Genomic DNA, 12,211 nt, shown 5'->3' on the forward strand with positions numbered 1-12,211 from the left:
ATGTCTGCAGCAGACGGTAGACCGGATCGACCGGACCGGACATCGGGGACGGCGCCGGGGTTCGGCGGCCCGTTCGCTAGGGCCGTGCCTTAGATCTGCGTTAGGGGCATAGGGGATGCGTTCCGGCAGAGTTAGGGTCCCGATGGCGGATAGATCTCTGGTACGAAAAGATGACTCCCTAACGGCCCACCGGGCGATCCCAGCCGCCCAGGGGCCGTCCCCAGGTGAGGCCGCGACATGGTACGCGCCGTCCTGGGGTGATGACTCGCGGTGAAGGAATGATCGGATGCCCTACGTCCTCGGAATCGATATCGGCAGCACCACCACGGCTGCCGCTGTCGCCCGGCTCCGGGGTAGCAACTGGGATCCCCCCGAACCCGTCCGGCTCGGGCCGACGGGCTGTTCCGTGCCGTCCGTCCTGCTGATGTCGAGCAACCGGTCGATCACCGTCGCCGACCCCGACGAGTACGACGGTCCGGTCGACAGCGGCTGGGTCGCGCGTGGCTTCGTGAACCGGATCGGCGACGACGTACCGCTGCTGGTCGGTGACGAGGCGTGCTTGGCGCAGGCGCTCACCGCCATGCTCGCGATGTGGGTGGTCGAGCGGGTGATGGACCAGGAGCGCGAGCGTCCCGAGTGGATCGTGCTCAGCCATCCGGCGGGCTGGGGCGACTACCGGCGGCACCTGCTCGGCGAGGCGCTCTGGGACGTCGGACTCGCCGACGTGGCCCTGCTGCCGGTGCCGGTACTCGCCGCCGCCAGCCACGCCGCGCACGGCTTCTCCGGCCGTACCCTCGCCGTCTACACCCTCGGCGGGCACACCTACTCCACCGCCGTCGTCGACCGGGCCCAGCCGCTCGGCTTCGACCTGCGCGGCGGGCTGGCCGACGCCGAACCACCCGCCGGAGCCGACTTCGACGAGGCACTGGTCGAACACGTCCGCGCCAGCCTGGCCAAGGAACTCGCCGACCCGACCGACCCGCTGGTCCGGCAGGCCCTGCTCGGGCTGCGCCGGGAGTGCCGCCGGGCCAAGGCGGAACTGACCGTCGCCGACACCGCCGACGTACCGGTCCGGCTGCCCGGCCGGCAGACCCGGGTGCCGGTACGCCGGGCCGAGTTCGAAGACCTGATCCGGCCCGCCGTCACACTGACCGTGGAGGAGCTGACCCGTACCGTCCGGTCCTGCGGCCTGGCACCGCACCAGCTCGACGGGGTGCTGCTGGCCGGCGGCTCGGCCCGGATCCCGCTGGTGCGCGAGCTGCTCGCGGCCCGGTTCCCGGTACCCGTCGAGGTCGAGGCCGACCCGCAGCTCACCGTCGCGGCCGGGGCCGCCGTGGCCGGCGGCCAACTGCTGGACCGGCAGCGGGGCAACCGGCCGCCACCGCGCCCGCCGGTGATGCGACCGCCCCGACCCGGCGCCCGGCGCGGCGAACCACCGGCCCGCCGGCAGCGCGGCCGCTCCGGCGACGGCCGCGAATCCGGCCGGTACGACGAGGAACAGGCCCCACTGCCGCCCCGGCCTCCGATCCGGATCACCCCGCTGGAGCTGCCGATGCGGGCGCTGTCCCGCCTCGCGTCCGGCCGCGACAGCATGGTGATCGGCCTGGCCGTGCTGGTGGTCGCGCTCGGCGTGCTGCTCGGCGCGGTCGCCGGGACGGACCCGCTGACCGTCGCCGCCCTGGACGGGTGGGGCCGGTGAGGACCGCCTTGACGCCGCGTACGGACACCGACGCCCCGCTCGTGCTAGACGAGCAGACCACCGCCTTCCTGAACCGGGTCGACGCCGACCCGCAGGCGCCGCTCTGCACCGCCGTACAGGCGGCGGGCGGGCACGGCAAGACGGCCGTACTGGCCCGGCTGCGCCGCGGCTACCAGCAGGCCGACGTACCGGTGCTGGACTCCTGGCGGGAGCTGACCGATCCCGCTGACCCCGACCCCGTCGTACTGGTCGACGACGCCCACCTGCTCGACGCCACCGCCCTGGCGGAACTGCGCCGGCTGGTAGAGACCGGTCGGACCCGGCTGGCGGTCGCGTTCCGGCCCTGGCCCCGCCCGGCCGGGCTGGCCGAACTGGCCGAGGTACTGCACCGGGGCGGGCCACCCGTGCTGCTCGGCCCGTTCACCGAGCAGCGCACCGCGGCATACCTCGGCACGGCGTACGGGTCGACGGTGCCGCCGGGGGTCGCGCGGCTGGTGCAGGAGCAGACCGGTGGCGTACCCCGGTTCGTCGAATGGCTGGCCCGGGCGCTGCGCCCGGCCGACCGCCGGGCTGCCCGCGCGGAGCGGCCGCCCACCGGTGCCGAGCGCCCGGCGCCGACCCTGGAGATCCCCCGGTCGGTACTGCTCCAGTTCGCTCCCGAGCTGGAGAGCCTGGACATCGAGGTACGCCGGCTGCTGCTCGCGATGGCGGCCGGCCCGGCGCTCCCCACCGACCTGCTCGGCGCGCTGCTCTCCCGGCACCCGGACGAACTCGACGAGTTGCTGGCCGCGGCCCGGGCCGCGGGCCTGCTCGGGCCGGACGACCGGCTCGCCCCGATCGTCCGGCGCGCCATCGCCGCGCTGAGCCCGGCGAGCCAGCGGGCGGCGGTCTGGCAGCGCCTGGCGGAGTTGCAACTACAGCGTGGCGGGCGGGTGCTTCCGCTGGTCCGGTCGATGCTTGACGGCGGCTTCGGCGGCAGTTGCCCGGCCGGCGTCGCGGAGGCCGCCGGTGACGAGGCGCTGGGCGAGGAGCCGGCGCTGGCCGCCCGGCTCTTCGCGGTCGCCGCCGCGGCCGGACGGCCGGTGGCGGCCCGCCGGGCGATGGCGGCGGCGCTCTCCGCCGATCTCGACTCCGCGCTGCGCCTGGCCGACCGGCTGATCGCCACACCGGACTCGCCGGACCGAGCCGACGGGGCGGCGGTCGCCGCGACCGCGCTGGTGCACCGGGGCCACACCGATCGTGCGGTCGAGCTGTACCGCTGGTCGGGCACCCCGTCGTCGCTGGCGTTCGCGGCTCTCGGCGCGGCCGGTACCGGCCGGGTCGACCAGCTCGACCGGGTCCTCGCCGATCCGCCCACGGACGGTCCGCCGACGCTGCTCGCCAGCGCGGCGCTGCTGATGGTCCGAGGGCTGAAGGAGACGCTCGCCGGCCCGCCGACCGCGGCGCTCTCCACCCTGGTGCAGGCGTCCGCGCTGCTCGAACCGGCCGGCCGGTCGGTGCTGCTGCCCGAGACCCCGGCTGCGCTGGCCGCGCTGGTGGCCCTGCACTCCGGTGAGCTGGACATCGGCGAGCGGGCGTTGGACCGGGCCGTCGCCGCCGGGCTCGGCGCGGCCCTGACCGCCCGTCGGCATCGGCTGCTCCAGGCCTGGCTGCTGATGGTCCGGGGGCGGGCGACCGAGGCCGCCGCGCTCTCGGCGGCGGTCACCGCCGGCCCGGTACCGCTGGAGTCCCGCGACCTGATCTTCGCCGCCGCGCTGGAACTCGGCACCGCCCGCCGCAACAGCGACCTGCCGGCCCTGCAACGCGGCTGGGAACGTGCCCGGGAGGCCGTCGTACGCCACCCGGTGGACCTGTTCACGCTGCTCCCGCTCGGCGAGTTCGCCATCGCCGCCGCCCGGCTCGGCGAACTGGACCGGCTCGCCCCGTATCTGGGTGAGGCCCGGAACCTGCTGACCCGGCTGGGCGACCCACCACTGTGGACAACACCGCTGCACTGGAGCTGCCTGCACGCCGCGATCCTGGCCGACCGGCCGGCGGTGGCGGACGAGCACGTCGCCGCGCTGGCCGCCGCAACCGGGCACACCCGGTACGCCTCCGTGGTGGCCGCCGCCGGGCAGAGCTGGGTCGAGGTGCTGCGCGGCGCCGTCGACCCGGTGCGGGTGGAGGCCGCCGCCCGGGGCCTGCACGGCATCGGACTCTGCTGGGACGGCGCCCGGCTCGCCGGTCAGGCCGCGATCCGTACCTCTGACCGGAAGGCGATGACCACCCTGCTGGACTGTGCCCGGATGCTCCAGGGCCGGCCGGCCGGGGCCAAGAGCGGTACCCGACCGGCGGACGGTGCCGCCACCCAGGTGGCGGACGCCATCGCCGTACCGGCCGAGAACCGGCTCAGTGAACGGGAGCGGGAGGTCGCCGAGCTGGTGCTCAGCGGCCTGACGTACAAGCAGATCGGCGACCGGTTGTTCATCTCCGCGAAGACCGTCGAACATCACGTGGCCCGGATGCGGCAGCGGCTGAACTGTGCCAATCGCGGCGAGCTGCTGGCCCGACTGCGGACCATCGTCGAGGAGCGCTCCGGCGGCCGGCCGGCCGGCTCCCCGTGGCCCCAGCGGACGGCACGGTGAAGGGGGCGGCGCGCCGGATGGCGGCATTCGGCTCCGGACTCCGGCGAGGGGGTCCGATCCGTACCCCGGCGGACGCCGCGCCGGTGGACGGCCCGATCGACCGCTCGGGCCCGGCGGACCAGCGGCCCGACCCGACACCTCCGGCCGACCAGCGGCCGGCCCCGGCCCGAGCGGCCGAGCAGCGGACCGAGCGAGCCCGACCGGCGGAGCAGCGGCCCGACCGACTCCAACCGGCCGGCCAGCGGCCCGATCCGGCCCGAGCGGCCGACCAGCGGACCGAGCGAGCCCGACCGGCCGGCCAGCGGCCCGATCCGGCCCGAGCGGCCGACCAGCGGCCGAACCGGCCACGGCCGGCAGAGCAACCCGGCAACGGGGCGCGCCCCGCCGAACAGCCGGCGGCACGGCCCGGCAACCCCGAACGCCCCGCCGGACAACCGGCCGCACGGCCCCGCACCCCGGTACGCCCCACCGAGCAACCTGCCGACCGGACGCGGCCGGGGGAACAGCCGGCCGATCGGGCCCGGTCCACGGAACAGCCCGGCAGCCGGCCACGGCCGCCAGGTCAGCCCGGCGGCCGACCACGACACCCCGAACAGCCCGGCAACCAGGCACGACACCCCGAACAGCCGGGCGGTCGGGCGCGGAACTCCGAACAGCCGGGCGGTCGGGCGCGGAACTCCGCAGAGCCTGGCAACCAGGCCAGGCCGGGGGAACAGCCGGCCGCTCCGGCCGGGCCGGCGAAGCGGCAGGTACCCGAAGGTAGGCCCAGCGCCGTGCCCGGTGGTCCGCCCGGGCGGACCGACCCCGGTCCGGGGCGCGGGAACCCCGGGCCAGCACGGAGCGAGACCGCGTCCGGGCCGGCACGCAGCGGCTCCCGGCCGGCGAGGAACGAAGCCGCACAGGTAAGGGACGAAGCCGCACAGGCACGGAGCGAGACCGCGTCCGGGCCGGTCGGGGGCGGCGAGACCGGGTCGCCGGGGTCGCCGGGATCGCCGGTCGGGTCGGCACCCACCCGGATCGTGGCCAAGGGCGCCGCCCTGCTGGTCGTGCTGACCGTGCTCTGGGGCTACGCCACCTTCCTGACCGCCCGGGACGCGATGGACCTGCTCGCGGTCCGGACCCTCGGCACCGAGCTCGGCCAGCCGACCGACGCGCTGATCCTCGGCCTCCAGGCGGAACGCCGGCTCAGCATGGTCGAACTGGCCGCACCGGGCCGGCACCGGGCCGCCCTGCTCGAACAGCGCACCCGCACCGACGCGGCGGTCGGGGCGCTGCGGCGGTTCACCGACCGGACGGATCTCCGGCTGGCCACCGTCGGCGCGGTCCGGGAGCGGGCGGCGGAACTGGTGCGGCGGCTGGACGACCTCCGGCCGCTCCGCGACGACGTCGACGGCGGCCGGGTCGACCGGGCCAGCGCCGCCGCGTCGTACGGGAACATCATCGACGCCGGCTTCGCCGTGTACGGCTCGCAGTGGGCCAGCCGGCGGAGTGACCTGATCGAGGAGACCCGTACCCTCCTCGCGCTGTCCCGCGCCGCCGAGCTGCTCTCCCGGGAGGACGCCCTGGTGGCCGGGGCGCTCGCCGCGCCCCGGTTGACCGGGGCGGAGCACACCCGGCTGGCGGACCTCGTCGCGGTGGCCCGATTCGCCCGGGCCGAGGCGGGGGCCGGACTGCCCGGGACGGAGCGGGCCGGCTACGAGCGGCTGGTCACCGGTCCGGTCTTCGCGACCCTGCACGCCGCCGAGACGGAACTGCTGGCCGCCGACTGGGACGGCGGAGGCCCACCAGTCCCGCCCGCCCGTTGGCAGGCGGCGACCGAACCGGCCCTGTCCGAGCTGCGGACCCTGGTCACCATCGGGGTACGGGACAGCGTCGACCGGGCCACCCGGGGCGCGGCCGGGGTGGTCGTCCGGGCCGGACTGGTCGGTGGCCTCGGCCTGGTGGTGCTGGTGGCAGCCGCCGTACTGACCGTGCGCGAAACCCGGCGGATCGTCGCCCGGCTGGACGAGCTGGGCAGCGAGAACACCACGCTGAGCAGTGCCCGGGACGACCTCGCGGCGGAGCTGGCCACCCAGCGGAACCGGGCCGCCGAGCTGACCGGCCGGGCCGCCGAGCTGGCCGCCCAACGCAAGCGGCTCGCCAGCCAGCGGGAGCAGCTCGTGGCGCAGACCGGACAGCGGCAGGCGGAGACCGAGCGGGTGGCCGAACGGGCCGCGCAGATCTCGACCCGACTCGCCGCGCACCAGCGGGCCCGCGAGGTCAACGTCTGGTTGACCCGGGAGAACCAGAGCCTGCTGCACCGGCAGATCGGCCTGCTCGACGCGATGGAGCGGCGGGAGACCGACACCGAGGAACTGGCCGAACTGTTCCGGCTCGACCACCTCGCCACCCGGATCCGGCGCAACGTGGAACAGCTCATCAGCCTCTCCGGAGGTACGCCGGGCCGGCGCTGGCGGCGGCCGGTGCCGCTGGTCGACGTCGTACGGGGTGCGGTGGCCGAGGTGTCCGACTATCCACGGGTACTGGTGGCCCCCAACTGGTCGGGGGCGGTCGCCGGGCGGGCCCTACCCGACCTGATCCACCTGCTGGCCGAAATCATCGAGGCCGCGCTATCCGGCTCGGCCCCGACCACCACGGTCCGGATCGCCGGCGAGGTACGCGACGGCGGTCGGGCGATCATCGTCAGTGACGACGGCGTCGGCCGGGGTCGCGCCGAACTGGACGCCGTCAACGAGTTGATCCGGGACACGCCCAACGCCGGACCGCTCAACGGCGCGGTCGGGATGTACGTGGTCGGCCGGCTCGCCCGCCGGCACGGCGTCACCGTCGAATTGACGGCCGGGCCTCGGGGCGGGACGGCCGCGATCGTGCTGGTGCCGGCTACGCTGCTGGTCGAGACATCCGAGCCCGAACCGACGCCTGCCCCGGGCACCACCACCGCATCGGGGCGGCCGACCGACACCGCCGTCGGACAGCCGACTGGTGCGCCCCGACCTGGGGCCGCCCCGGCTCTGCCGGTCCGGATCCGCCGTCCGGACCCGGACGCCCCGGTCGGCACCCCGAGCCGGACCGCCGGCTCCGCTCCGAACGGCGCGCCCGTCCGGCACGCCGAAACCGACTGGTCGGCGACGATGGAGCTGCCGGTAGCGCTCCCGGCACCCACCGACGACCAAACCGAGAGCAGCGAGAGGACGACAGGTGACTCACGCAGTGGTCACGACGGATAACCTGGTCCGGATACTCGACGAATTCGTGGACCGGGTCTCCGCGGCCGAGCACGCCGTGGCGCTCTCCCCCGACGGGCTGCTGCTCGGGGTCTCCCGGGGGGTCGGCGGCGAACTCGCCGACCAGCTCTCCAGTGTGGTCGCCGGGTTGCAGGCGCTGGCCCAGGCCGCCGCCCGATATTCCGGCCCCGGTGGAGTACGGCAGGTCATCGTGCAGATGCACCGGGCCTTCCTGTTCGTGGCCGCGACCCGGGGTGGCGCGATCCTCGCCGTTCGGTTCGCCGGGGACGCCGACGTCGACGAGATGGCGTACGAGGTGGCGCTGGCAGCCGGCCGGGCGGACTCGCACCTGCCCACCTTCCCGGTATCGGCCGATGACCTGACCGGGGGGTGACACGGGGTGCGCACCGGTGCAGGAGGTCGGCACGACGACGCCTGGTACGACCAGGACGCCGGGCCGGTGGTCCGCCCCTACGCGATGACGCGGGGCAGGACCCAGCCGATCCGGGGACAGTTCGATCTGATCTCTCTGGTAGTGGCCCGCTGGCCGGTGCCGCAGCGCGCCGAACTGACGCCGGAACAGTCCGAGATCCTCGCCAGTTGTCGCCGGCCGCTCTCGGTGGCGGAGATCGCGGCCGCGCTGGACCTGCCGGTCGGCACCGTACGGGTGCTACTCGGTGACCTGCTGGACGCGGGACTGATCGACACCCACGAGCCACCGGTGCTGGACGCGCCCTCGGAAGATCTGCTGGAGGCTGTGCTCGCCGGGTTGCGGGCGCTCTGATCCGCTCGGCCCGGGTCTGACGGGCGGGGGCGGCGGGGGCGTCGCCATCCGTGCAGCGAAAGGGAAGACACGTGCGCAAAGTTCGACAACGTCCGGCGCGTACCCTGCCGGTCGCCATCCTCGACGTGCTGCTCGCCGGGGTGGCGGCGATACGCGCCCTGGCCCGCCGGGTGGTCGGGCTGCTGCCGGCTCGCCGGAGCGACCGGGTGGTGGCGAGCGTGATCGTCGTGGCGGCGCTGGCCACGGTCATCGGCACCGGGTTCCTGGTCGTCACCCTGCTCCGGACGCCGGATCAGTTCGCGCCGCTGGGGGTGGTGCCGCCACCCTCCGCCGAGATCGAGGTGGACCCCGGGGACGGGACGGACGGTGCCAGCGGCAGCGCGACCCCACCCGCATCCTCGCCGTTGCCCCCGTCGCCGACGCCGCCCGGGAACGGGACCCGGAGCAGGCCGGAGCGCTCCGCGTCCCCGTCACCGGCTCCCCCGCCGACCCTGGCCGCCCGGTACGCGACCGAGGACGTCACGCTGCTCAACTACACCGCCTCGGTGACCATCACCAACCCCGGTCCGGCTCCGGCCAGCGGCTGGCGGCTCGTCATCACGCTGCCCCGGACGACCCAGTCCGTCGCCGCGGTGGACGGCGCCCAGGCCAGCCGCGAGGGCGCCACCTGGACCTTCGTCCCGAACCAGTCGACCAGTCGGGTGCCGGCACGCGGCTCGGTGCAGGTGCGCTTCCGGGTCGACGGCGCGCTGATCGACGGGGAGCCGACGGCATGCACGATCAACAACCGCCCCTGCGAGGCGTAGCCGCCCGCCAACAGGCCTAGCCACCCCCGGCAACACGCACAGCCACCCGCCAACGGGCACACCCGCCGGCCAGCACGCACAGCCACCCGCCAACGGGCACACCCGCCGGCCAGCACGCACAGCCACCCGCCAACGGGCACACCCGCCGGCCAGCACGCACAGCCGCCGGCCGGCGGTCGTGGCGGGACGGCAGCCGCAACGTCGGCCGGCGGCGGTCATCGGGCAGCCGGCTGTCACCCGCCTGATGCGGCCCGCCGTCGTGGTGGCCACAATCCGGGTCATGGATCAGACCTCGATCAACCTCGGGCCGGCCTTCTTCGTCGTCCTGGCGGCGCTGGCACTGCTCGGCGCCGGGGTCGTCGGCTGGGCAAGGCTCGGCCCGGGCCGGGCGGTACTGACCGCCTCCGGCCGGGCCGCGATCCAGCTCGCGGCGGTCTCCGCAATCATCGTCCTGGTCCTCCGCTCCTGGTGGTCCACACTGCTCTTCGTCGTCGTGATGTACGTGGTCGCGGCCGGCACCTCCGCCCGCCGGGTGACCGGTGGACGTACCGGCTGGGTCACCCTGCTCCCCATCTGGCTCGGCGTCGCCCCGGCGCTGACCCTGCTCGTCAGCACCGGCGCCGTACCGCCGACACCGCTGGCCGTACTGCCCACGGCCGGGATCCTGATCGGCGGTGCGATGACCGCGACCAGCCTGGCCGGCCGGCGCGCCCTGGACGAGTTGCGCACCCGGCACGGCGAGTACGAGGCGGGGCTCGCCCTCGGTTTCTCCGACCGGGACGCCGCGATGGAGGTGTGCCGGACCTCGGCCGGCCAGGCCCTGGTGCCGGCCCTCGACCAGACCCGTACGGTCGGACTCGTCACGCTGCCCGGCGCTTTCGTCGGCGTACTGCTCGGCGGTGCGAGCCCGGTGCAGGCCGGCGCGACCCAGTTGCTCATCCTCGTCGCGTTGCTCGCCGTGGAGGCGATCGCCATCGCCGGAACCGTCGAACTGGTCGCCCGGCACCGGTTGACCGCCGCCCCGCAACCGGCCGGCTCCGCCCCGCCCCGTCGCTGATCCGACGGCATCCCGCCGTCAGGCCGCTAGCTGATCGTCCAGTCGAGCCGGCCCTCGGCGTCGACGGTCGGACGGTACCGCCCGGAGTACGGCTCGCCGGTCTCCAGCGACTTCGCCACCCCGACCAGCAGTTCGGTGACCGAGGCTGGCCAGCCGTCGAAGCCGGTGCCGTCCTCGGGATAGAACTCGCCGACCCGGCCGTGCCCACCGGGCCGCTGGTCGACCAGCAGGCTTCCGCCGTCACCGGCCGACGCGAACGGTACGAAGGACGGGTGCCACCAGTGGTCGTCCATCGACACGTCGGCCCGGACCCTGCAGTTCACCGCCCAGTCCGTGGCGATCTGGTCGAGCCGCAGCGGCCGGTAGAAGGGTGGGAGATCGAAGTTGTCCGCCCCGTCGTGCCGGCGCAGCGAGGCGACCAGGTCGGCGGGGAACGCCACCGACATCCGGGCCTGGAGCGCGGCGATCCGGGCCGGTGCGGCCGGCGGGCGCAGGCCGGCCCGGCTGCGCGGGGCGTGCCGGGCCAGCCAGCGCTCGATGCGCAGCCAGGCGGCGTCGACCCGGGCCGTGGTCGCCTCGTCCGGCACGGTGCCGACCACCTTTCCGGCGGGCCGGGCGCAGGCGGCGACGGACGGAGACCGGGCCGGGGTCGAGGTCCGGACCGGGGTCGGCAGCCGGGCGGTCGGCCCTGCCTCGTTCGGCATCTCCTGGATCGTGGTGATCCGGTGGGTCACCACCGGACCGGTCGGTGCGACGAGGGTCAGGCCGCAGAGCAGCAGCACCGAGGCGAGGAAGACCACCAGCAGGACGACCAGCACCCGCTTGCCGCTGACCGTCCGCCGGGCGGGCGTCCGGGCCGCCGCCCGATGCCCCATCGGCTCCGCCACGATGCGGCCCGACCTCCCCGGCCCCGCACCGGAACCCGACGCCGCCCCGGCCGCCGACGTGGCACCAGCGGCCGATCGCGCGGCAGGGTCGGTGGGTGGCGTGGCTGGTGGTGCGACCCCGGACGGCGCCGGGGTCGGACGGCGGCCGGCGTGCAGCAGCGGATCGAGCCAGCCCGGGGCCGCCGCCCGGAACGCCTCCGGCCGGTCGGCCGCGTCCGCCGGAATCCGACCGGCCAGCCCGACCGGCAGGCCGGCGAGTTCGTCACCGTCGCCGACCGCGACGACCGTACCGGTGAGATCTCGTCCGTCGAGGACGTCGAGGGCCAGCGTGGTGTGGTTGGCCGCGTCGGGCCCCAGGTCGGCGACGAGCACCACCGGAGCGCCGAGCGCCCAGGCCAGGTCCGCGAGGGTCCAGCCAGCGCGACCCAGCGGTACGACGAGACCGGGCGCCCCGGTCACCAGGACCAGCCCATGGGTACGCGACAGCGCCCCGACGAGCCCGACCAGGTCGTCCACGCGTACCGGGTCGACGGCACCGGCGCGTATTTCGAGGTAGCTGGCGAGGTTGTCCGGCAGCGGTGCGGGCGGTACGTCGGAATCGTCGTCGACGATCCGGAGCACCGCCGCCCGGGCCGTCGACGCCGCGCAGAGGGCTGCCGTGGCCACGGCCCAACTCGTGGTCGACGAGGTCGTGGCGACCACCCACGGTCCACCGTCCGGCCAGGACATCGACGCCTCCCCAGGTCGCCCGCAGCCTACCGAACCGCCGGGTACGCGGGGACCGCTCGGGCCAGCCGGCAGGGCCGCCAAGGCGCCCGGGGCGCCCGTTTCGCTCGGGGCACCGGCGGGCACTTAGGAGTCGGCGAGGTGCGGAGAGCACCTCGGCGAGAAACTGGAGGACACGATGGGCATGGGAGACAAGATCCGGCACAAGATCGAGGAAGTAGCCGGAGCGGCCAAGGAGAAGGCCGGCGAGGCGACCGGCAACGAGCGGCTTCGCGCCGAGGGCGCCACCGAGCAGACCGAGGCGAACGTCAAGCAGGCCGGTGACCACGTGGGCGACGCCGCACGGGACACCCGGGACGCGTTCCGGCCCTGAGTTCCACCGGCGAACCCGGCTGGTGGCTGCC

General features: G+C 75.4%; 9 protein-coding genes. 8 read left to right on the forward strand and 1 reads right to left on the reverse strand.

The window, feature by feature from the left end; translation table 11 throughout:
- Positions 1-286 precede the first annotated feature (286 nt).
- From ACQEVC_RS02860 to ACQEVC_RS02890, 7 genes are all read left to right on the forward strand, one after another.
- Positions 287-1,699, forward strand: coding sequence for an Hsp70 family protein (locus ACQEVC_RS02860; protein WP_432873058.1), 1,413 nt, complete (start codon positions 287-289; stop codon positions 1,697-1,699).
- A complete protein-coding gene (locus tag ACQEVC_RS02865) occupies positions 1,696-4,323 on the forward strand; it encodes a LuxR C-terminal-related transcriptional regulator (protein ID WP_432873060.1) in 2,628 nt (875 codons plus the stop codon). The genes ACQEVC_RS02860 and ACQEVC_RS02865 overlap by 4 nt, the downstream gene beginning before the upstream one ends.
- Before the next feature lie 1,019 nt (positions 4,324-5,342).
- On the forward strand, positions 5,343-7,550 hold the full coding sequence (locus tag ACQEVC_RS02870; protein WP_432873062.1) for a nitrate- and nitrite sensing domain-containing protein: 2,208 nt from the start codon (positions 5,343-5,345) through the stop codon (positions 7,548-7,550).
- Positions 7,534-7,941 carry a roadblock/LC7 domain-containing protein gene (locus ACQEVC_RS02875; protein ID WP_432873064.1) on the forward strand — a complete coding sequence of 136 codons (408 nt, stop codon included), beginning with the start codon at positions 7,534-7,536 and terminating at the stop codon, positions 7,939-7,941. Before ACQEVC_RS02870 ends, ACQEVC_RS02875 begins: the two co-directional genes overlap by 17 nt.
- A gap of 6 nt (positions 7,942-7,947) precedes the next feature.
- Positions 7,948-8,331 (forward strand): DUF742 domain-containing protein, encoded by a 384-nt coding sequence (locus tag ACQEVC_RS02880; protein WP_346260122.1) that lies wholly within the window; start codon positions 7,948-7,950, stop codon positions 8,329-8,331.
- A gap of 71 nt (positions 8,332-8,402) precedes the next feature.
- The gene (locus tag ACQEVC_RS02885; RefSeq protein WP_432873066.1) at positions 8,403-9,137 is read left to right on the forward strand and encodes a cellulose binding domain-containing protein; all 735 of its coding nucleotides are present in this window, start codon (positions 8,403-8,405) and stop codon (positions 9,135-9,137) included.
- Between the two features lie 280 nt (positions 9,138-9,417).
- Positions 9,418-10,194, forward strand: coding sequence for an ABC transporter permease (locus ACQEVC_RS02890; RefSeq protein WP_432873068.1), 777 nt, complete (start codon positions 9,418-9,420; stop codon positions 10,192-10,194).
- Between the two features lie 26 nt (positions 10,195-10,220).
- On the opposite strand, the gene ACQEVC_RS02895 is transcribed toward ACQEVC_RS02890, so the two are convergent.
- The gene (locus ACQEVC_RS02895) at positions 10,221-11,810 is read right to left on the reverse strand and encodes an SMI1/KNR4 family protein (protein ID WP_432873070.1); all 1,590 of its coding nucleotides are present in this window, start codon (positions 11,808-11,810) and stop codon (positions 10,221-10,223) included.
- Between the two features lie 175 nt (positions 11,811-11,985).
- Here ACQEVC_RS02895 and ACQEVC_RS02900 point away from each other — a divergent pair, with 175 nt between their 5' ends.
- Positions 11,986-12,180, forward strand: coding sequence for a CsbD family protein (locus ACQEVC_RS02900; protein ID WP_318401968.1), 195 nt, complete (start codon positions 11,986-11,988; stop codon positions 12,178-12,180).
- The last annotated feature ends 31 nt before the right edge of the window (positions 12,181-12,211 follow it).

It is taken from the genome of Plantactinospora sp. CA-294935, assembly GCF_050936445.1.
Lineage (GTDB): Bacteria > Actinomycetota > Actinomycetes > Mycobacteriales > Micromonosporaceae > Plantactinospora.